Origin of the sequence: Mycolicibacterium alvei (assembly GCF_010727325.1) — a bacterium.
Classification (GTDB): Bacteria; Actinomycetota; Actinomycetes; order Mycobacteriales; family Mycobacteriaceae; genus Mycobacterium; species Mycobacterium alvei.
Map to the genome: position 1 here is coordinate 2364544 of NZ_AP022565.1, position 20478 is coordinate 2385021.

At 68.1% G+C, this 20478-nt stretch carries 19 protein-coding genes; 2 read left to right on the forward strand and 17 right to left on the reverse strand.

The window, feature by feature from the left end; all coding sequences use genetic code 11:
• Nucleotides 1-37 precede the first annotated feature (37 nt).
• The 10 genes from G6N44_RS11390 to glmS form a co-directional block, all read right to left on the reverse strand.
• On the reverse strand, nt 38-478 hold the full coding sequence (locus tag G6N44_RS11390; protein ID WP_163664016.1) for a nuclear transport factor 2 family protein: 441 nt from the start codon (nt 476-478) through the stop codon (nt 38-40).
• Nucleotides 475-1497: a tRNA (adenosine(37)-N6)-threonylcarbamoyltransferase complex transferase subunit TsaD gene (tsaD, locus tag G6N44_RS11395; protein ID WP_163664018.1), complete on the reverse strand. Its 1023-nt coding sequence runs from the start codon at nt 1495-1497 to the stop codon at nt 475-477. Before tsaD ends, G6N44_RS11390 begins: the two co-directional genes overlap by 4 nt.
• A complete protein-coding gene (rimI, locus tag G6N44_RS11400; protein ID WP_163664020.1) occupies nt 1494-1955 on the reverse strand; it encodes a ribosomal protein S18-alanine N-acetyltransferase in 462 nt (153 codons plus the stop codon). Before rimI ends, tsaD begins: the two co-directional genes overlap by 4 nt.
• Nucleotides 1952-2590 (reverse strand): tRNA (adenosine(37)-N6)-threonylcarbamoyltransferase complex dimerization subunit type 1 TsaB, encoded by a 639-nt coding sequence (gene tsaB, locus G6N44_RS11405; protein ID WP_163664023.1) that lies wholly within the window; start codon nt 2588-2590, stop codon nt 1952-1954. The genes rimI and tsaB overlap by 4 nt, the downstream gene beginning before the upstream one ends.
• On the reverse strand, nt 2587-3054 hold the full coding sequence (tsaE, locus tag G6N44_RS11410; protein ID WP_163664026.1) for a tRNA (adenosine(37)-N6)-threonylcarbamoyltransferase complex ATPase subunit type 1 TsaE: 468 nt from the start codon (nt 3052-3054) through the stop codon (nt 2587-2589). Before tsaE ends, tsaB begins: the two co-directional genes overlap by 4 nt.
• Nucleotides 3047-4135: an alpha/beta fold hydrolase gene (locus G6N44_RS11415; RefSeq protein WP_163664028.1), complete on the reverse strand. Its 1089-nt coding sequence runs from the start codon at nt 4133-4135 to the stop codon at nt 3047-3049. The genes tsaE and G6N44_RS11415 overlap by 8 nt, the downstream gene beginning before the upstream one ends.
• Complete coding sequence (gene alr, locus G6N44_RS11420; RefSeq protein ID WP_163664030.1) at nt 4132-5301, reverse strand: alanine racemase; 1170 nt, start codon at nt 5299-5301, stop codon at nt 4132-4134. The genes G6N44_RS11415 and alr overlap by 4 nt, the downstream gene beginning before the upstream one ends.
• Nucleotides 5302-5390: 89 nt before the next feature.
• On the reverse strand, nt 5391-6785 hold the full coding sequence (locus tag G6N44_RS11425; protein ID WP_163664031.1) for a glutamate decarboxylase: 1395 nt from the start codon (nt 6783-6785) through the stop codon (nt 5391-5393).
• Nucleotides 6786-6800: 15 nt separating this feature from the next.
• Nucleotides 6801-8222 (reverse strand): NAD(P)H-hydrate dehydratase, encoded by a 1422-nt coding sequence (locus tag G6N44_RS11430; RefSeq protein WP_163664033.1) that lies wholly within the window; start codon nt 8220-8222, stop codon nt 6801-6803.
• A 174-nt stretch (nt 8223-8396) separates the two neighbouring features.
• Nucleotides 8397-10274: a glutamine--fructose-6-phosphate transaminase (isomerizing) gene (gene glmS, locus G6N44_RS11435; protein ID WP_163664035.1), complete on the reverse strand. Its 1878-nt coding sequence runs from the start codon at nt 10272-10274 to the stop codon at nt 8397-8399.
• Between the two features lie 115 nt (nt 10275-10389).
• Between glmS and G6N44_RS11440 the strand changes: the two genes are divergently transcribed.
• On the forward strand, nt 10390-11241 hold the full coding sequence (locus G6N44_RS11440; RefSeq protein ID WP_179964513.1) for a dienelactone hydrolase family protein: 852 nt from the start codon (nt 10390-10392) through the stop codon (nt 11239-11241).
• 7 nt (nt 11242-11248) lie between these two features.
• Here the strand turns inward: G6N44_RS11440 and G6N44_RS11445 are convergent, their stop codons facing one another.
• Nucleotides 11249-11395 (reverse strand): hypothetical protein, encoded by a 147-nt coding sequence (locus tag G6N44_RS11445; RefSeq protein ID WP_163664037.1) that lies wholly within the window; start codon nt 11393-11395, stop codon nt 11249-11251.
• 106 nt (nt 11396-11501) lie between these two features.
• Between G6N44_RS11445 and G6N44_RS11450 the strand changes: the two genes are divergently transcribed.
• Nucleotides 11502-12542 (forward strand): LLM class F420-dependent oxidoreductase, encoded by a 1041-nt coding sequence (locus G6N44_RS11450; RefSeq protein ID WP_163664039.1) that lies wholly within the window; start codon nt 11502-11504, stop codon nt 12540-12542.
• A 16-nt stretch (nt 12543-12558) separates the two neighbouring features.
• On the opposite strand, the gene G6N44_RS11455 is transcribed toward G6N44_RS11450, so the two are convergent.
• From G6N44_RS11455 to G6N44_RS11480, 6 genes are all read right to left on the reverse strand, one after another.
• Complete coding sequence (locus G6N44_RS11455; RefSeq protein ID WP_163664041.1) at nt 12559-15747, reverse strand: ATP-binding protein; 3189 nt, start codon at nt 15745-15747, stop codon at nt 12559-12561.
• Between the two features lie 132 nt (nt 15748-15879).
• On the reverse strand, nt 15880-16536 hold the full coding sequence (locus G6N44_RS11460) for a TetR/AcrR family transcriptional regulator (protein ID WP_163664043.1): 657 nt from the start codon (nt 16534-16536) through the stop codon (nt 15880-15882).
• Between the two features lie 69 nt (nt 16537-16605).
• Nucleotides 16606-18036 (reverse strand): hypothetical protein, encoded by a 1431-nt coding sequence (locus G6N44_RS11465; protein WP_163664047.1) that lies wholly within the window; start codon nt 18034-18036, stop codon nt 16606-16608.
• A gap of 3 nt (nt 18037-18039) precedes the next feature.
• Nucleotides 18040-18345 (reverse strand): type VII secretion target, encoded by a 306-nt coding sequence (locus tag G6N44_RS11470; protein WP_163664048.1) that lies wholly within the window; start codon nt 18343-18345, stop codon nt 18040-18042.
• A 69-nt stretch (nt 18346-18414) separates the two neighbouring features.
• Nucleotides 18415-19755 (reverse strand): phosphoglucosamine mutase, encoded by a 1341-nt coding sequence (gene glmM, locus G6N44_RS11475; protein WP_163664050.1) that lies wholly within the window; start codon nt 19753-19755, stop codon nt 18415-18417.
• 139 nt (nt 19756-19894) lie between these two features.
• Nucleotides 19895-20320 carry a hypothetical protein gene (locus tag G6N44_RS11480; protein ID WP_235683004.1) on the reverse strand — a complete coding sequence of 142 codons (426 nt, stop codon included), beginning with the start codon at nt 20318-20320 and terminating at the stop codon, nt 19895-19897.
• Nucleotides 20321-20478: the final 158 nt, after the last annotated feature.

Genomic DNA, 20478 nt, shown 5'->3' on the forward strand with positions numbered 1-20478 from the left:
CAGGCGAGAAAGACGGACCTACCCGCCTCGGGCGATGTCATGCGCCGTATTTGCTCAGAGCGATGTTCAGATGCTCGGACACGTCGCCGACCATTTCGACATCGACTCGGCGCTCGGTGAAGTACCAGCCGTCTTCGCCGCGGGCGAACGAGTCGAAATACCGCCCGACCACGATGGGCTGCAGCACCACGGTGTCGGTCTTCTGCACCACACAGAAGGTCGAGCGGGCGGTTGCCCGGTCACCATCGACGTCGACGATCGGGTTGAGCACCAGATGCCGGGTGCGTGGGGTATTGCCGTGCTCGGGGAATCGACGCGTCGTCGACGCGAACAACTGGGCGATGGCCGGCGCACCCGCCACACCCATGAACGAGCCGCGACCGAGCAGCTCCCCGACCCCGTCGAAGTCACCGGCGTCGATCAGCTCGCCGTAGCGGTACAGCAGCTCGGTGACCTCGAGCTTGTCCGCGACGCTCATGCCACCTGCCCCTGCACCACCGGCAGACCCGGATCGCTGGCCACATCCAGCGGCGACGGCTCCGCACCGGCGGCGATCAGGTGCGCGGCGAACGAGGCGATCATCGCGCCGTTGTCGGTGCACAACCGTGGCCGCGGCACCCGCAACGTCAGGCCCGCAGCCGCGCAGCGTTCCTCGGCGAGTTCGCGAAGGCGTGAGTTGGCCGCCACCCCGCCCGCGATCAGCAGGGTGGACACCCCCAGATCGGTGGCCGCGCGGACCGCCTTGGCGGTCAGCACATCGGCGACAGCCTCCTGGAAGCCGGCCGCCACATCCGCCTGCGAAGCCTCCGGGTGACCTTCTACATACCGGGCCACCGCGGTCTTGAGCCCCGAGAAGCTGAACACGTACGGGTCGTCACGCGGCCCCGTCATCCCCCGCGGAAAGACGATGGCGTCGCGGTCACCGCTGCGGGCCAGCTCGTCGAGTACCCGTCCGCCCGGATAACCCAGTCCGAGTAGCCGGGCCACCTTGTCGTAAGCCTCCCCGGCCGCGTCGTCGACGGTGCTGCCCAACTCGACGATCGGCTCGCCCAATGACCGCACATGCAGCAGGTGGGTGTGCCCACCCGAGACGAGCAGGCCGACGCTCTCGGGCAGCGGGCCGTGGTCGTAGACGTCGGCGGCCAAGTGCCCGCCCAGGTGGTTGACGCCGTAGAAGGGGACGTTCCAGCCTGCCGCGTACGCCTTGGCGGCGGCCACCCCGACCAGCAGAGCCCCGGCCAGTCCGGGACCGATGGTCGCGGCGACGACGTCGGGGCGGTCGATTCCTGCGGCATCCAGGGCGCGACGCATGGTCGGGCCCAGGGCCTCGAGGTGGGCCCGCGACGCGATCTCGGGGACGACGCCGCCGTAGCGCGCGTGCTCGTCGACGCTGGAGGCGACCTCATCGGCAAGAAGCTTTACCGTTCCGTCTTCCGCGAGGTCGGCGATACCGACTCCGGTTTCGTCACAAGAACTTTCGATGGCCAGAATGATCACGTCGGGCCCCCTTGGGGAAGGCGTTGCATGGTGTAGGCGTCAGCCCCACTGACGCGGTAGTACCGCTTGCGCAGGCCGATGTTGACGAATCCGGCGCTCTCATACAGCGCGATGGCCGGTTCGTTGTCAGTGCGGACTTCCAGGAAAACCGTTCCGCCCGAGGCGAAGTCGAGCAGGTCGTCGAGCAGCCGACGTCCGATCCCCTGCCCCTGGAAGTCGGGGTCGACACCGATGGTGTGGATCTCGTATTCATACGGGCGCATTCGACCCAACCGGGAGATCCCGGCGTAGCCGACCAACACCCCGTCGCTGCGGGCCGCGATATAGCGATTGTGTTTGGCGTCGAGTTCGGCCAGGAATGCCGTCGCCGGCCAAGGATCGTCACCGACGAACAGCTTGGCTTCCAGCTCAGCGCACCGCGTGGCATCGGCACGGCCAAGGGCGTCGAACACCGTCATTTGCGCACCGCCGCAGAAGGTTTGGCGTCGGGCCGGCGCAGATACAGCGGCACCAGAGGCTGCGGGTCGCCCCAATCCGCGACGGCGTGCACCAGGCCGGCAGGGGTCGGGTACACGAGGTCGAGCCGGGGCAGCGCGAACAGCGCCGCGTGCTCGGGGGAACCGGCCACCGCGGCGACCGAGCTGGCCAGTACGGCCGCCACATCGGCGGGTGCGTTGACGGACGGGCCGTCGACCCGGACTCCGTCCCGGTAGTGCGCCCAGTACACCTCGCGCCGCCGGGCATCGGTGACCACCAATACGTCGCCGTCGGTATGGATTCCGATGCCGTCCAAGCTGCATACTCCGTGGACCGGAATGCCCAACGCATGGCCGAACGCCGCAGCACTCGCCATGCCCACCCGCAGGCCGGTGAACGGGCCGGGTCCACACCCGATGACGATCGCGTCGAGATCTGCGACGGTGATTCCGGCATCGGCCACGGCGCCGAGCACGTTCGGGGTGAGCTGTTCGGCGTGGGCACGGGCATCGACGGTCACCCGTTCGGCGAGGGTCTGCGCCGTGCCGTCCTCGGCACGACGGACCACTCCGGCGCTGACCGCCGGGGTCGCGGTGTCGATGGTCAAGATGTTCATGGGGCGCTCCACTGCCAGATCACCGTGCGCGTCTCGGTGTCGGTGTCGCGCTCGATACGGATGTCCAGGTGATGATCGGAGAGCCGTTCGGCCAGGCCCTCACCCCACTCGACCACCACGACGGCGTCGTCGAGATCGGTGTCGAGGTCGAGCGCATCGAGCTCCCCCAGTAGGTCGACACCGGGATGGTCGAGCAGTCGGTACATGTCCACGTGCACCATCGCCGGCCGGCCTGCCTGCCGGGCGCGATGCACCCGGGCCAGCACGTACGTCGGTGAGACCACCGGGCCGTCCACATCCATGGCCGCCGCGATCCCCTTGGCCATCACGGTCTTGCCTGCCCCCAGCGGACCCGACAACACCACCACGTCACCGGCTTTCAGCCCGGCACCCAGCGTCGCGCCCAGGGCGATGGTGTCCTCGGTGGTGGCGAGTTCGGCCGTACCGGCGCTGCGCTCAGCCACGGAACCGGACCCGGTCGCGGACCCGGCGGGTCAAGGTGACCAGTTTGGACGGGGTGGCCCGCTCCACCAGACGGACCAGTGCGTCGTCGATCACCACGGGCTCCTCAAGCTGGACCAGATGACCGGCTCCCCCGACGATCACCAGTTCGGAGCGGGGTAGCTGTGCGGCCATGGCCTTTGAGTATTCCATTGGGGTGAGCAGGTCCCGATCACCACAGGCGATCAGTGTCGGCACCTTGGCCAGCACCTTCAGGGCACCGGCCTCGTCGTGGACCTCGAGGGCGTGCAGGAATTCGACCAGGGTGGTGATCGACGTGCCGTGCATCATCCGTTGGGAGAACTCGACCACGCTCGGACTGACCGACTCGTCGCCGTAGGACGCCGCACGCAGGATCGGCCCGATCACCGACCGGGCCGCGCCGCGGCCGCGGTGCACCACGCCGGGGGCATAGCGGGCCAAAAACTGCACCGCCTCCAGCGCCGGGTTGCGCAGAATCTCCCCCAGCGGTGAGCGTGCCACGCCCTCGACCGCCGAGGAGATCACCGCGGCGCCGACGATCTGTTTCCGGTAGCGATGCGGGAATTGCCGGGCATGCGAAAGAACGGTCATGCCGCCCATCGAATGGCCGACCAGCACCGCGGGGCCGCGTGGAACCGTCACCGCCAGAACCGCTTCCAGATCACGACCGAGTTGTTCGACGGTGTAGGTGTCCGGCGACGCGGTCCCCGACTGGCCGTGGCCGCGCTGGTCGTAGAACACCATGCGCACCTGCGGGCCCCACTGTTCGGCCAACCGGATGCGCTGAAAGTAGAAGGCGCCCATACGCAAACAGAATCCGTGGGCGAAAACCACCGTCAGCGGTGCGTCGTTGGGGCCGACTTCACGTACCGCCAGCGGTACCCCGTCCTCGGTCGTCACCACCGAACTACGGTCGGCGTCCAGGCGTTCGAAATCCTCACCCAGGTAGGGATCCTCACCGGCGCTGCGCCGGGTCAGCGACCGCGCCACCGATCTGCCCGCCACCGAGCTCACCGCGGTGAGCCCGGCGGCACCGGCCAGCCACTGAGCATTGCGACTCAACGCTCGCGACCTGCCTGCAGGTAGGTGCGGGTGATCCGGCCGCGTGGGCTGGTGGCCACCTCGTAGTTGATGGTGCCGAGCAGTTCGGCCCAGTCCTGGGCGGTCTGTTCACCGTGGGTGCCGGGGCCGAACAGGATGGCGTCGTCACCTTCGGCGACGTCGGTGACGTCCGGGCCTAGGTCGACAACGAACTGGTCCATGCAGATCCGCCCGACGGCCGGGCAGCGCCTGCCGTTGATCAGCACCTCGATCCGCCCGCTCAACGAGCGGAAGATACCGTCGGCGTACCCCACCGGCAGCAACGCCAGCCTGGTGTCCCGGTCGGCGATCCACCGGTGACCGTAGGACACTCCATCACCCGTATGCACCGAACGTACCAGCGCCACAGGGCATTTCAATGTCATGGCAGGACGCAGACCCATATCGCCGCGCTCCGGGATCGGGCTCAGCCCGTAGACCGCGATTCCGGGCCGCACCATGTCGAACGCCAGATCCGGCCGGGTCATCGCCGCCGGCGAGTTCGCGATGTGGGCCACCTCGAACACCACGCCCCGCTCGGCGGCCTGCTCCCGCATCGCGGTCAGGCGCTTGCCCTGCAGCTCGTTGAACGGATTGTCGGGCTCGTCGCCGTGCACCAGGTGACTCATGATGCCGCGCACCCGGATCGCACCGTCGGCCTGGGCCCGGCCCAGCGCTGCGACCATCGCGGGGAAATCTGCCGGGCTGACACCATTGCGGCTCAGACCGGTGTCCACCTTCACCGTGACGCTCGCGGTGCGGCCGGTCCGGCGGACGGCGTCGAGCACGTCGTCGAGCTGGCGCACCGAAGACACCGCGATCTGCACATCGTTTTCCAGCGCGGGCGCGAAGTCGGTGCCCGGCGAGTGCAGCCAGCACAGCACCGGGGCGGTGATCCCGGCGGCCCGCAGCTCAACTGCCTCGGCGATGGTCACCACCCCGAGTTCGGCGGCTCCGGCGGCCAGTGCGGCCCGGCCCACCTCGACGGCGCCGTGCCCGTACCCGTCGGCCTTGACCACCGCCATCACCTGGGCGTTGCCGGCATGTTCACCCAGCAGGCGGACGTTGTGGTCGATCGCGCCGAGGTCCACCATCGCCCGCGGCGATGCGTGTGGGGTCAACGATGTCTCGATTTCGGTCGTCTGCATGTCATATCACCGCCGACCATTGTCCCAGAGGCAGGTATCGGGGCAGATCAGCGGACCTGCTGCGGGCCGATCTAGTGCATCTAGTGCATCTAGTGCGCAAACGGCTGCAGGTCGTTGAAGGCTCCGCTCGGCTTGAGTTTGTCGAGCCGCCCGAGCACCGTGACCAAGTCGTCCTTGAGTGCGCGGGCCAGGTCGGCCGAGAATCCCTCCCGCACGACAACCCGCAGCACGACGACGTCGGTGGCGTCGTCGGGCATCGTGTAGGCCGGTACCTGCCAGCCGAAGGAGCGCAATCCTTCGGACACGTCGAACTCGGTGTATCGGGGTTTGCCCTTGAGCCGGAAGCTGACCACGGGGATCGCCGACCCGTCACTGATCAGCTCGAAGTGCTCGCTGTCGCGGAGCTCGTCTCCCAGCCAGCGCGCCGTCTGCGACAGACACTGCATCACCTGGGTGTAGCCGGCCCGGCCCAGCCGCAGGAAGTTGTAGTACTGGCCCACCACCTGGTTGCCGGGCCGCGAGAAGTTCAGGGTGAAGGTCGGCATGTCCCCGCCGAGGTAGTTGACCCGGAACACCAGGTCCTCGGGCAGGTACTCCTTGCTGCGCCACACCACGAAGCCGATGCCCGGGTAGGTCAGCCCGTACTTGTGGCCGCTGACGTTGATCGACACCACGCGCGGCAGGCGGAAGTCCCACTCCAGGTCGGGATGCAGGAACGGGACGACGAATCCGCCACTGGCGGCGTCGACGTGCACGGGAACGTCAGGACCCTTGACCCCATTTTCCCCCGATGCGAGCTGATCCAGGGCCGCGCAGATCTCCGCGATCGGCTCCAACTCCCCGGTGTAGGTGGTGCCCAGGATCGCGACGACGCCGATGGTGTCCTCGTCGACCGCGTCGAGCACCTGCTCGGGGGTGATGACGTAGCGCCCTTCTTCCATCGGCAGGTAGCGCGGTTCGACGTCGAAGTACCGGCAGAACTTCTCCCACACCACCTGGACGTTGGAGCCCATCACCAGGTTGGGGGTGCGCCCCTTCCAGTTGTTGCCGACCTTCTCGCGCCACCGCCACTTCATGGCCAGGCCGCCCAGCATGACGGCCTCGCTGGAGCCGATCGTGGAGACGCCGCATGCGGCCGATGAGTCCTCGTCGCTCAGATCCTCGGCGTGGAAGAGGTCGGCAACCATGCTCACGCAGCGCGCTTCGATCGCCGCGGTGGCCGGGTACTCGTCCTTGTCGATCATGTTCTTGTCGAACGTCTCGGCCATCAGCTTCTCGGCCTCGGGGTCCATCCACGTCGTGACGAACGTCGCCAGGTTCAACCGTGAGCTGCCGTCGAGCATCAGCTCGTCGTGGATGAAGCGGTAGGCCGCATCGGGTTCCATCGCCTCATCGGGTAGGCGCAGCGACGGAACCGGGGCCATCGCCAGTCTGCCGGTGTAGGCCGGAGAGATATGCGGGGTACGAGGGTGCTTGTGCGGCATGGAGATCCTTTTCTTCTACAGCGCGGCGATCGCGGCTCGGACATGGGCGAGGATTCGTGACGCCGAGGTGGGCGCCGGGCGGGGACCCGGATCGGCCGCCGACAGATTGGCGGCGCGGGTATGGACGAAGGCGGCCGCGGCGGCGGCTTCACCGGCGGGCAGTCCGGCGGCCAGTAGTGCCCCGATGATGCCCGACAGCACATCGCCGGATCCGGCGGTGGCAGCCCAGCTTTGGCCGGCGGGGTTGAGGTAGGTCATCGTGCCTAATCGCCCGGGTGAGGCGATGACGGTGACGTTGCCCTTGAGTAGCACGGTGGCGCCGAGTCGTTCGGCCAGGCCGCGGGTGGCGGCAACCCGGTCGGCGCCCGGTGGATCACCGGCCAGCCGCTGGTATTCGCCGGCATGCGGGGTGAGCACGGTCGGTGCACTGCGCCCGCTGAGCAGACCGGGGTCGGCGGCCAGCAGCGTGAGAGCGTCGGCGTCGACGATCACCGGAAGGTCGGATTCGAGCGCGAAACGCAGAGCGGCCTTGGCCGTGTCGTCGGTGCCCAGTCCGGGCCCGACCACCCAGGCCTGGACCCGGCCGGCCTCCTGCGCGCTGGGCGCGGCGATCACCTCGGGCCAGTGTGAAAGCACCTGCGGTGCAGCAGTTCCCGCGTAGCGGACCATCCCGGAGGTGGCGGCCACCGCGGCCCCGGTGCTCAGCACGGCCGCACCGGGATAGGTGGCCGAACCCGACAGCACGCCCGTCACCCCTTGGGTGTACTTGTCGTCGTGGGGACTCGGTACCGGCCACAGCTCCCGGACGTCGGACGCCTCGAGGCCGGCCAGATCGGTGGGCGCCAGGTCCAGACCGATGTCGACGAGCTCGACACGACCACATTCGCCCAATGCGTGGACCGGTTTGAGGCCGCCGAACGTGACGGTCAGGACGGCGTGAACGTGGGCACCGTCAGCGGCGCCGGTCTGCACGTCGAGTCCGCTGGGGATGTCGACGGCGACCACGGGAGCGGTGCCGGCCTCGAAGACCGCTGCGGCGTTGGCGCGCAGCGGCCCGCGTCCGGAGATACCGACCACGCCGTCGATCACCAGATCGGTTGCTGCAGAGACGCCGGACACCACCCGGCCCCCGGCGCCCCGGAAGGCGGCCAGGCCCTTGGCGTGAACCTTCTCCGGGTTGAGCAGGACGGCGTCAGCGGCCGCTCCGCGACGACGCAGGAACGTCGCCGCCCACAGCGCGTCGCCGCCGTTGTCACCGGAACCCACCACCGCACAGATCCGCCGGCCGGCAACACCGCCGGTCCGCATCTTCAGTTCGGTGGCGATCGCCGTCGCCAGCCCATACGCGGCGCGGCCCATCAGCACACCGTCGGGCAGCGATTCCAGCAGTGGCGCCTCGGCCTCGCGGATCGCATCGGCCGAGTAGTAGTACCGCATCAGCTCCCGCTCCGCTCGATCTGTCGTCGACTTTGCCGCGCGCCAACAGGTTACGTGTGTTTGCTCGGCACGGTCAGAGAATCGCCGGGGGCGGCGAACCATCCGCCGAACGTGAGGATATGTGCGAACTTTCGTGCGAATCTCGCACACAAGCTCACGTTCGGCGCGAGAAACCTATTCGACGGTGACGGACTTGGCCAGATTGCGCGGCTTGTCCACGTCATACCCGCGGGCCCGGGCCACCCCGGCCGCGAACACCTGCAGCGGGATGGTCGACAGCAACGGCTGGAAAAGCGTTGACACGGCCGGGATCTCGATCAGGTGATCGGCATACGGCCGCACCGTGTCGTCACCCTCCTCGGCGATCACGATGGTCACCGCGCCGCGGGCCTGGATCTCGCGGATGTTGGACAGCAGCTTGGCATGCAGCATCTGTGCGTTCTTGGGTGACGGCATCACCACGATCACCGGCAGGTCCTCGTCGATCAGCGCGATCGGACCGTGCTTGAGCTCACCGGCGGCGAAGCCTTCGGCGTGCATGTAGGCCAGTTCCTTGAGCTTGAGCGCGCCCTCCAGTGCCACCGGGTAACCGACGTGGCGACCCAGGAACAGCACCGTCGGCGACGTGGCGAAGCGCTGCGCCAACTGCCCCACCGGTTCGATGCCGGCCAGCACGCGGCTGATCAGGGCCGGCATCGCCTCGAGATCGTTGTACTCGCGCTCGACCTCGTCGGGGTACTTGGTCCCGCGGGCCTGCGCCAGGGCCAGCCCCACCAGGTAGTTCGCGGCGATCTGCGCCAGGAACGTCTTGGTGGCGGCCACACCGATCTCGGGCCCGGCCCGGGTGTAGAGCACCGCGTCGGCCTCGCGCGGGATCTGGCTGCCGTTGGTGTTGCAGATCGCCAGCACCTTGGCCTTCTGCGTCTTGGCGTGCCGTACCGCTTCCAGCGTGTCGGCGGTCTCGCCGGACTGCGAGATGGCGATCACCAGCGTGCTGCGGTCCAGCACCGGGTCCCGGTACCGGAACTCGCTGGCGAGCTCGACCTCGACGGGCAGCCGGGTCCAGTGCTCGATGGCGTACTTGGCCAGCAGACCCGAGTGGTAGGCGGTGCCGCAGGCGACGATGAAGACCTTGTCGATCTCGCGCAGTTCCTGGTCACTCAGCCGCTGCTCGTCGAGCACGATGCGGCCGTCGATGAAATGGCCCAGCAGGGTGTCGGCGACGGCGGTGGGCTGCTCGGCGATCTCCTTGAGCATGAAGTAGTCGTAGCCACCCTTTTCGGCGGCGTCGAGATCCCAGTCGATATGGAATTCGCGGTAGTCGCGGCCGGCCTGCAGATCGTCGCGGCCGAAGAAGTCGGTGATCCGGTAGCCGTCGGCGGTGAGCACCACGGCCTGGTCCTGGCCCAGCTCTACCGCGTGCCGCGTGTGCTCGATAAACGCCGCCACGTCAGAGCCGACGAACATCTCGCCGTCACCGATGCCGACCACCAGCGGGGTGGACCGGCGGGCGGCCACGATCGTGCCCGGATCGTCGGCGTTGGCGAATACCAGGGTGAAGTGGCCTTCGAGGCGCTGCAGCACGGCGAGCACGGAGGCCGGGAAATCGCCGGCGGTCGCCCCGTCGCGGTATTGGCGTGACACCAGGTGCACAGCCACCTCGGAGTCGGTGTCGCTGGCGAACTCCACGCCGTCGGCTTCCAGCTCGGCGCGCAGGACGGCGAAGTTCTCGATGATGCCGTTGTGGACGACGGCGATCTTGGCTGCCGCATCGCGGTGCGGGTGGGCGTTGCGGTCGGTGGGGCGGCCGTGAGTGGCCCAGCGGGTATGGCCGAGCCCGGTACTACCGGTCAGGACACCCTCGTCGGTCTCGGCAAGGGCGGTTTCCAGGTTGGCCAGCCGGCCGGCCCGGCGCCGCACCGTCAACCCGCCGTTGCCGTCGATCAGCGCGATTCCCGCGGAGTCGTAACCCCGGTATTCCATCCGGCGCAGCGCGTCGACCACGATGCCCAGGGCCGGGCGCGCCCCGACGTAGCCGACGATTCCACACATAGGTTCCCAGGGTAGTGCAGCCGGGGCGCTGGCCCGATTCTGCGCGATGGCATTTGACGCAGATCACCGCGAAAGCACCGGGTGCAGATTCGGTGCCCTGCGCTACGGTCAACGCGTGGCCAGCACAAAGAAGCTCTTCGCAGGGTTGACCCGCCGCGGACCGCATCGAGTCCTGCGGGGCGACCTGGCGTTCGCCGGCATGCCGGGCGTGGTGTACACGCCCGAGTCCGGCCTGAACCTGCCCGGGGTGGTCGTGGGCCATGAGTGGATGACGCGGGCGGACAACTACACAGGCACGCTCGAGCATCTGGCGTCCTGGGGCATCGTGGCGGCGGCACCCGATACCGAGACCAGCGTCGCTCCGTCGGTGCTCAATTTCGCCTTCGATCTGGGCGCAGCCCTCGAAATCATCACCGGGGTGCGGCTGGGTACGGGCAAGATCAGCGTGCACCCGGGCAAGCGCGGGGTGGTGGGGCACGGTTTCGGCGGGTCCGCGGCGGTGTTCGCCGCCGCGGGAATGGGCGGTTCCACCCAGCGTCCCAAGGCTGTGGTGTCGCTCTTCCCGACGGTGACCAAGCCACCGGCCGAACAACCCGCGTCGACGTTGCGCGTACCCGGCCTGGTCCTGACCGCTCCCGGCGACCCGATGACACTGCGGTCGAACGCCGTGGAGTTGGCTCGGGCCTGGGAGGGGGCGACGCTGCGGACGGTCAGCAAGGCGCAGGCCGGGGGCCTGGTCGAGGGACGGCGGTTGGCCCGATTCATCGGGTTGCCCGGCGCCGACAAAGACACCCAGAAGATCGTGCGTGCTCTGCTCACCGGCTATCTGCTGGCGACGCTGACCGGCGACAAGACCTACCGCGATTTCGCCGATCCCGACGCCACGCTGCCCCACACCGCAACGGCCGACCCAAACGCCGATCCGGTAGCGCTGGAGGACAAGGTCGTCGCGCTGCTCAAGCCGTGACGGTGCGTCAGCCCGCCTCTTTGGCCGACTTCCGCTCGGAGAGCTTGTACTTCACCAGCGCGACCAACGCCTTGGGATTACGGGCGAACGCGCCCGCGGCCTGCGCATAGAGTTTGGCCTTCTGCCCGGCTGTCAATTGGTGCTCTGGTTCCATTTTCGACTCTCCCCTGTCTGTTGATCGGCCTCGAACAGTAGCGTGCGCCTTCACGCCGGCGACTCCTCCATCCTCAACCAACTAGTTGGGTTGCTACACTCCAGCGATGCGGACCGGCATCTTCCTGAGTTATGCCGGCGGCTTCAAAGAAGCCGCCGAGCAAGTCGTCGAACTGGAGAAGGTGGGCATCGACCTCACCCTGGTCCCCGAGGCGTACTCCTATGATGCGATCAGCCAGCTCGGCTACCTGGCCGCCAAGACCACGAGGATGGAACTCGGCACCGGGGTCGTCCCGATCTACACCCGCACACCGGCGCTGATGGCCATGAGCGCGGCCGGCGTCGACTACGTGTCCGACGGCCGGTTCCGCCTCGGCCTCGGCACCTCGGGCCCGCAGGTGGTGGAGGGCTTCCACGGCGTGCCGTTCGACGCCCCGCTGGGCCGCACCCGCGAGGTCGTCGAGATCTGCCGCAAGGTGTGGCGCCGCGAGAACCTCGACTACGACGGCAAGTACTACCAACTGCCGTTGCCGGCCGAACGCGGCACCGGCCTGGGTAAATCTCTGAAGTTGATCAATCATCCGGTGCGGGACCGTATTCCGATCACAATCGCCGCACTGGGGCCGAAGAACGTCGAGCTGACCGCTGAGATCGCCGAAGGTTGGCAACCGGTGTTCTACCTCCCCGAGAAGGCCGACGACGTATGGGGCGACGCCCTGCGCGCCGGGGCCGCCAAGCGTGACCCGGAACTGGGCCCGCTGGACGTCATGGTCAGCGCCAGCCTGGCCATCGGCGACGATGTCGACGATCGACTGGCCTGGGCGAAACCCCAACTGGCGCTGTACATCGGCGGGATGGGCGCCCGCGGGCAGAATTTCTACCACAAGCTGGCCACCCGGTACGGCTACGGCGAGGTCGCCGACCACATCCAGGATCTCTTCCTGGCCGGCAAGAAGGCCGAGGCCATCGCGGCGGTACCCGACGATCTGGTGCGCAATGTGTCGCTCGTGGGACCGAAGGGATTCGTCAAGGAACGCCTGGCCGCCTACGCGGAGGCCGGGGTCACCACGATGCTCGTGCATCCGATGGCCACCGATACCGCCGAGACGGTGAAGTTCTGCGAGGAGTTGGTGGAGCTCACCCGATAGGCAGTTGCCGAGGCCGTCATCCCGGTGGCACCGGTGCACCGTCACCCGTCAAGGCCCGGGCCGAGTCGACATGTCGTTCAAAGCCATAGGTTTCCGCCATTGCTCGATAGCGGGTCACGAAGTCTTGGAAAGCAACGTCGTCGCGGTGGGCTCGAGCCAGCAGCGTGTGCAGCCGCAGCAGAGACACCTCCACCAGCGCCCAATCCCGACCGGAATACCGGTGCGTGAGCCGATTGATCACCCGCTGTGCCTCGTCCAGATCCTCGGTGCGGCCACGTTCGATCAGCTCTTCCGCGAGAAGGACCGAACCCCAGGCGTCGTAGGTGAGCCGGTCGCTTTGGTACAGCTCACTGACGGCACGGCGCATCCCCGGAATTGCTGCATCGCGGTCACCACACCCCGCCCGGCCACGGGCAGTCAACAACTCGACGACCGGGCCCAAGAAGGGAGCATGTTCTCGAACCATGTCACCGAACTGCACCACGATTTCCAGCCCGCGCTCGCGGTCGGCCGCGGTATCTCGAAAGACCAACGCGCCAGCCCACGCCAGCACAGCGCAGCCCAATGCGTGATCATTGCTGGCCGCTTGAATCGTCTGCACCGCCCGCTCGCACGCGTGCACTGCGCGATCGTCAGCCCGGAGCACCCCGTAGACGATTCCCACACCATAGGTCCAGAGAATGACGAATCCGATAGTTGTCAGATCATTGTCTCGGGCCATCGCGAGGGCGTCGTCGATGTCCTGGCGCCACCCGGGGCGACCCAGCCACCACCGCGCGACGCTACGAACTGCCAGCGCGTGCGCCAGTGGTGAGCCCACACCGTAGCCAGCACCCTTGATGGGATCGCCGTCGGCGAGGTCGATGACACTCTGTGACCATTGCAAGACCTTGTCGAACTGACAGGCGTCCGCCCAGTTGACAAACGCAATGACGGCCAGCGCCATGGTCAAATTGGGATCACCGATCGACTCGAGCAGCGCCATCTGCTCGGTCACCAGCTGTGCACCCTCGCGCGAGCGGCCGGAGTACACCAGTTCGGTGGCCAACCCGGTCATGCCGATGGCCAACGACACCTTGTCACCGGCGGTAGCACACAGCTCGCGCAGCTCGTCAAAACGGCCGCTGGTTTCATGAGCCGATGTCGCTTGAAAATCAGTGGCGCACAGCATGGTTCGAGGAGCAATACGCATGGCGAGCGCTTCGGGGTACTCCTCGGGCAGCGTATCCGAGACACGGAGGGCACGCTCCCAGCTGACCCGGGCCGCGTCGATGTCTCGGATCGAGGCCCACCCGGCCGCCCGCATATGCCATCCGTACGCGGCCAGCGATTCGCCGGCCGCCTGCAGGTGTTCGGCAATCAACGCGGCATTCTGATCCGCGGCGTCCGGGTCGCGTGATTCGATGGCCGCGGCCACCCGCCGGTGGAGCTCGGCTCGATCCGATTTCAGCTGCGACTCATAGGCCACCGCATGGATCAAGGGATGGCGGAACGCGTACTCGGGGTTGGGGTTGAGCCGCACCTGGTCGATCAGTTCGGCTCCGACCAGGTTGTCGACCACCATATCGGGGCTCAGGGCAACGAGGAGTTCGGACTCGAAACGGGCTCCTATCACCGACGCCGCACACACCGCCCGCTTACCCGCAGCGCTCAGCCGGTCGATGCGCGCCTCGATGGCCGCCTGCACCGTCGCGGGCACACTCACCTCGGCGACATCGACCCGGCACACGTAATCGCCGTGATCGCCCATCAGCGCCCCGCGTTGCACCAACTCCCGCACCATCTCTTCGGCGAAGAACGGGTTTCCGGCGGCCCGGTCGGCGATGATCGATGCCAGCTCGCCGACCGACGGATCTGCTCCGACCAATTCACCGATCAACGTCGCCGTATCCGAATCATCCAGCGGGGCAAGTTTTATCGCCTCAGCACCTGGGGCTTCCGCCAGCACTCCCCCGTATTCGGGGCGTGCAGTGATCAGCACCATCGACGGGGTGTGCGGGATCACGGCGAGGAGATCGGCGAATATCGACTCACTGACCGGGTCGATCCAGTGCGCATCCTCGATGATGTACAGCGCAGGATCGGTGCGCGCCCGAGCGGCCGCGTTGAGCAGGTCCGTCAACCGTCGTCGCCGGGTGTCCGCATCGACCTGGGGCAGCGCCACATCTGGATCGGCGAAGCCGAGAAGATCGGCGAGCAGCAGCAGGTCCTCCGGGTCGGCCGCTGGAATCTGCTGCCGCAGTTTCGTGCGAGCCGCCGCGTCGTGGAGGTCGGCCACCCCGGTGCGCTCACGCAGCAGCCGCGCGACGGCAAGAAAGGGAACCTCGCGTGCATGAGATTCGCAGAAGGTCCAGAACACCTGAAACCCGCGCCCGGACGCGAGGATTGCGGCCTCCCGAGCCACCCGGCTCTTGCCGATACCCGGCGGCCCCACCACATTCACCACACCACCGCGCGCAGCAAGAGCGCCGTCCAACGCGGCATCCAGCGATGCCATTTCCGGACGGCGACCGACCAGGCGCGCCTCCCGCCGCGGCACCGCCCCGTGGCCCGGACTGATCCCGAGCAACCGACGCACGGACACCGGCGCATCACTGCCTTTGACGTGCACCAGTTCCGGGTCCGCCAGGACCGCGACGTGTTCGACCAGCCGCGCTGTGGACTCCGACACCATCACCCCACCCGGAGGCGCCACCGACTCCATCCGCTGCGCGAATCCCACGGCTTGGCCCGTCGCGGTGTAGCCCAACGCACCTGATCCGACGTCCCCGGCGATCACCCGACCTGAGTTCAGGCCCAGCCGCAACCGCAGTGTCAGCCCGTCGCGTCGCGAAACCTCTTCGGCCAACCGGTTCGCCTCGTCCTGGATGGCAAACGCCGCCAGGCACGCTCGGACGGCATGATCCTCCAGCGCGGCCGGGGCGCCGAACACCGCCATCAACCCGTCACCGGTGAACTCCACGGTGCCGCCGCCGTAGCGGCGCACGCTCGCCGTCGACCGATCCACCAACTCGGTCACGATCTGTCGCCAACGCTCCGGATCCAAGGCGGCGGCAAGGTCCATCGACCGCACCACGTCGGCGAACAACACCGTGACCTGCTTGTACTCCGCTGTACCGACCACCGGGGCACCGCATTCGTCGCAGAACCGGGCGTGCGTTCGCAACCTGGTACCGCAGGACTCGCATGCCGCGTCCGCCGTCATCGCAGAACCGCCGATCCGGGGTCAGTGCACCCTCAACTGCCCAAGAATAAGCCGCTCATCGGCGCGGAATCACGAAATTTTGACACCACCGTCGATGGCGCGGAGTGATGAGGACGGTGCCGCCCACCATCCTCAACCGGGCTCGCCGGCGACCTGGCGCTTGGCGAGCGCTGCATTCATCACCAACGATTCGAACAGTTGGTTCACACCGTCCATCTCAGCCGGTTCGGTCACCGCCGCCGCATGGGCGAATCCGTCGACGATCGCACCGATCACCCGCGCCACCTGGACCGGGTCGTACTCGGCGGGGATCAACCCGCCCCGCTGCCCATCGACCACCGAACGTGCCAGCGCGTCCGTTATCCGCGCCCCCTGCCGCGCGAAGGCTTCGGCCAGCTCCTGGTGCCGACGCGCGTCGATCGGCGCGGTCGCGACGAAACCGGCCAGGTCGGGAAACTCGCGGTTGATCCGTATCGATTCGGCCAGCGCCGTACTCAGCAGTTCGTGCATCGAATGCGGCCCAGACATTGCCGGTGCGGCACTCGCCAGAATCTTGCCGTAGACATCTGCGCACACCGCCTCGAACAGTTTGCCCTTCGTACCGAAGTGGTAGTAGACCGAACCCGCTGTCACACCGGCCATCTCGGCGATCTGATTGTTTGTCGCGGGTCCGTAGCCGAACTGGGCAAAGCACCGGCAGGCGGCGTCCAGCACTCGCTGGCGGGTGTCGCCGCTGTCGGTGCCCGCCGGCCGTCCGGGGCCCACCTTCCCGGTCCTGGGCGCGCTCATCAGACCATCTTGACGCAGAAATCGGGGCCCCGGGTGACCACGTCAGTTGTCAGCGGTCGGCGCGGGTATCTAGCCGCCGACCTGCGGAAGTTCATCGGCAGCGATCTCACACGGTGTGCCACCCGCGGGCTCGACAAGTGGTGCGGCAGCGGGTCCGGGCGCCGCCGGTGGCGAGGCGATAGCCTCGGGCACCTCCGTGGCCGCCGGCGGTGAATCCGGCTGCGATTCGGTCACTTCCGCATCAGGATCCTCCGGCCCGGAAGGTTGGTCCACGGCACTGTCATCGGTCCCGCCCGCGCCGGTGGTGGGCTCGTCGCTCTCCTCATCGCTGCCCTCGTCGTGTCCGTCATCGTCTGCCACCGGACCGAGATCGTCGTCCGTCATATCACCGATACCTTCGGGCAGATCACCGGCCGACGACCCGATCAGCCCGCCCAGCAGATCGGCCAGTTGCTGCCCCGAACCGGCCAAGCCGGAACCGATATCGGGCATGCCGCCCAGACCAGGCAGACCGCCACCACCGAGGCCCTGGCCCAGGCCCGTCGGCGAGGCCAAGGCAGGGGCCACCGACTCACTGGGCGCTCCCGCCGGGACGATCGGTTCAGGCCCGACCCCCGGCATGCCGACCGGAGCCCCGGCCGCCGTCCCGGCGGGCACCATCACCGCCGGAGCCGCGAACGACGGCGCGCTCTGTGGCGCCGCGGTGAATCCCCCACGCGCACCGGCAACCGAAGACCGGTCGGCTGTGTCAGCGGCCAGGGCCAGAGCGGGGTGCCGGGACTCGGGCGTCGACGAATGCCAGACCGGCCCGAGGTCTCCAGGAATACCGAACACCGGGGACACCTCGGTGCGCAATGCGGTTACGGCGTGCGCGTACGCATCGGCCACCGCGCGCGAAGTGCTGCGCATCGCCATCACCCAGTCTCCGCCGATATCGTTGACCACGAACGGCTTCACCTGCGTGTCGATCAGCTCACTGGCCGCCGAGCGATCCCCCAGACCGGTATTCACCGTGTGCGCCGCGGCCAGCCAGATGCCACGCCGCCCGGCCTGACGCGCCTCGATCTGCAGCACGGCGGCGACCTTCGCGTCCACCGCATCCCACAGCTGATCGCGCAATCGGCCCAATGTGGCTGCGGCACCGGCGATCCCGGAGGCGACCTGCGCCGCCGACGTCGCGTGTCTGCCCAGGAAACCCGTCGACGCCCGAGCCCCGGCGCCCTGCCAGGCCTGCGTCAAATTCTGAAACTGGTTGTCCTGCAGCTGCAATGCCCGCTCGGCCGCGGCCGCAGCGGCCGCCAGCGATGTGCATTCGGCGTCCAGAGCCCGCAGATCCAGACCGTCCTCGGCGGCGTACCCGTCGCGCACCTGATAGCGGTATCGCGTCAGATCGGGGTGACCGAAGCCCAGCAGGTGACAGGCCCAGACGTACTCGGCGATCGTGTCGACGGCGGCGTGCCCCTCATCCAACCGGGCCGCGACGTCGAGGCTGGCCACCACGGCTCAACCCACCCGGGCCGCGGCACGCGCGTCGGCGACCGCATACCGGTCGATCGAACCGCGCAGCACGGCCGCGATCTCGGCACTGGCCCGCGACCACCGACGCAGCCCGTCCGTCACCTCGTCCACGGCGCTGCGCACGGCATCCCCGTCCGCAACATGGTGATACCCGGCGGAGGCACCGTCGAATACCGGCCCGCGCCGACAGTCACGCACCACTGAATCGAGATCGGCGGCAACGGCGTCATATCCGGCGGCCACTGCCGCGAGCGCCGCGCCGTCGAGACTGGCGGCAATTACGTCTCCCATGCCCGGTTTAGACGCAGCCGGGCACCGTTCGGTTCCCTCGGGGTTGAATGTGCCTCGCGCGAGCGCTCGTCAGGCCGACTGGTCGCTGACCGAGTCGGCCACCCGCACCGCGACCATCCGGGCCGTGTTCTCATCGGCAGCCTCGACCATCACCCGAACCACCTGTTCGGTGCCCGAGGGCCGCAACAGGATTCGGCCGGTGTCGCCGAGTTCGGCCTCAGCCTCGGCCACGGCGCACTGCACAGACGGCGCTTTGGCCACCGCAGCCTTGTCGTCTACCGCAACGTTGATCAGCACCTGCGGCAATGTATGCATCGGCTCGGCCAGCGCAGCCAACGTGGCGCGGGTCTGGGCCATCCGAGACATCAGCCGCAGCCCGGTGACGATGCCGTCTCCGGTCGTGCCGAAGCCGGGCAACACGATGTGACCGGACTGCTCACCGCCGAGCGAGAACTCGCCGGCCCGCAGTTCCTCCAGCACGTAACGGTCCCCGACACCGGTGGTGCGGACCTCGATGCCGGCCTCCCGCATGGCCAGGTGCAAGCCCAGGTTGCTCATCACCGTGGCCACCAAGGTGTCGGAGGCCAGCTCGCCGGCCTCCTGCATGGCCAGCGCCAGCACCACCATGATCGAGTCGCCGTCGATGATCCGGCCCGCGGCGTCAACCGCCAGGCACCGGTCGGCATCACCGTCGTGGGCCAGCCCGAGATCGGCGCCGTGCTCCAGGACAGCGGCCTGCAGCACCTCCATATGGGTGGATCCGCAGCCGTCGTTGATGTTGAGGCCGTTGGGTTCGGCGTTGATCGCGATGACGTTGGCCCCTGCTGCCCGGTAGGCCCTCGGGGCGGCCGCCCACGCGGCACCGTGCGCGCAGTCGACCACGACGGTCACCCCGTCAAGCCGCGTCGTCATGGCCTTGCCCGCGTGCCGCAGATAGCGGTCCAACGCGTCCTCGGCGTCCAGCACCCGGCCGATCCCGGCCCCCGTCGGGCGCTGCTCCGGCCCGGCGTTGACAAGTTCCTCGATGCGGTCCTCGGCGGTGTCGTCGAGCTTGTGCCCGCCGGGACCGAAGATCTTGATGCCGTTATCCGGCATCGGATTGTGCGACGCGGAGATCATCACCCCGAAATTCGCGTCATATGCGCTGGTCAGGTACGCCACCGCGGGTGTCGGCAACACGCCGACCCGCAGGGCGTCCACTCCCTCGCTGGTGATGCCGGCGATCACCGCGGCTTCCAGCATCTCGCCGCTCGCCCGCGGATCGCGGCCCACGACGGCCACCCGACGGCCTGGGCCGGTGGAATTGCCGAGACGCCGCGCAGCCGCCGAACCGAGTGCCACTGCCAGTTCAGCGGTCAGATCGCGATTGGCGACCCCGCGCACCCCATCCGTGCCGAACAGTCGAGCCATGCCCTCAAATTTCTCATAATTTGCTGTCGGAAACACAACCGAGGAGGTCAGCGACCGTCCCGCGGCTCGATTGATATCGCATCGAGATCACCGATCACCGCCCGCGGATCGGGCGCGGGCGGTGATCGGCGACACCTCGCTAGTTCGAACCGGTGTCTGACGACGAGTGGCTGCCCCCAGGCGCCATGGGTTCGGTCGTCGGCGCAACGCTGTGCGGCGCCGTCCCCTGAGAGACCCCGCCCGGGCGCTCAGTGCTGCCGTTCTGGCTGAACGAGATGGTCCCCAGGTTGTTGGTGCAGACCACGTGGTCGGTGCTGTTCGCGTCGACCCCCTGCACCGCGGTGGTCAACGATGCCGTGTCGGTGTTCTCGCACACCCCCGCGGCGATCTGCGCGGCCGCGGCGTCGTCGATGTTCTCCAGGACGGAGACATTGCCGAGGGTGAGGTTGACCTTGCCGTCTCCGGCAGTTTCGGGCGCGGCGTTGGCGATACCCAGGCCGACGGTAAACAGCAGCGACCCGCCGAGCATCGCGCCCGCAGTCGCTGTCTTCGCGAAGTTCCCCACAATTGCTCCTTCCGATAAGCGGCACCCCGGGCCCCCGACGTCGATACGACGTCCACCGGGTGGCAGGAAGGTCCTGCGAGCGCAACCCTGCTGACACAAAGCGGCCCCCTGCTCTCCGCCCAGAGGTCTTCCACGCCGTGGCGGTCCTCAAACCCGAA

Coding starts and splice junctions, on each gene's coding strand:
- G6N44_RS11390 (WP_163664016.1), bottom strand. CDS start 478: ATGAGCGTCGCGGACAAGCTCGAGGTCACCGAGCTGCTGTACCGCTAC.
- rimI (WP_163664020.1), bottom strand. CDS start 1,955: ATGACGGTGTTCGACGCCCTTGGCCGTGCCGATGCCACGCGGTGCGCT.
- tsaB (WP_163664023.1), bottom strand. CDS start 2,590: ATGAACATCTTGACCATCGACACCGCGACCCCGGCGGTCAGCGCCGGA.
- alr (WP_163664030.1), bottom strand. CDS start 5,301: ATGCAGACGACCGAAATCGAGACATCGTTGACCCCACACGCATCGCCG.
- G6N44_RS11425 (WP_163664031.1), bottom strand. CDS start 6,785: ATGCCGCACAAGCACCCTCGTACCCCGCATATCTCTCCGGCCTACACC.
- G6N44_RS11430 (WP_163664033.1), bottom strand. CDS start 8,222: ATGCGGTACTACTACTCGGCCGATGCGATCCGCGAGGCCGAGGCGCCA.
- glmS (WP_163664035.1), bottom strand. CDS start 10,274: ATGTGTGGAATCGTCGGCTACGTCGGGGCGCGCCCGGCCCTGGGCATC.
- G6N44_RS11445 (WP_163664037.1), bottom strand. CDS start 11,395: ATGGAACCAGAGCACCAATTGACAGCCGGGCAGAAGGCCAAACTCTAT.
- G6N44_RS11450 (WP_163664039.1), top strand. CDS start 11,502: ATGCGGACCGGCATCTTCCTGAGTTATGCCGGCGGCTTCAAAGAAGCC.
- G6N44_RS11455 (WP_163664041.1), bottom strand. CDS start 15,747: ATGACGGCGGACGCGGCATGCGAGTCCTGCGGTACCAGGTTGCGAACG.
- G6N44_RS11460 (WP_163664043.1), bottom strand. CDS start 16,536: ATGAGCGCGCCCAGGACCGGGAAGGTGGGCCCCGGACGGCCGGCGGGC.
- G6N44_RS11470 (WP_163664048.1), bottom strand. CDS start 18,345: ATGGGAGACGTAATTGCCGCCAGTCTCGACGGCGCGGCGCTCGCGGCA.
- glmM (WP_163664050.1), bottom strand. CDS start 19,755: ATGGCTCGACTGTTCGGCACGGATGGGGTGCGCGGGGTCGCCAATCGC.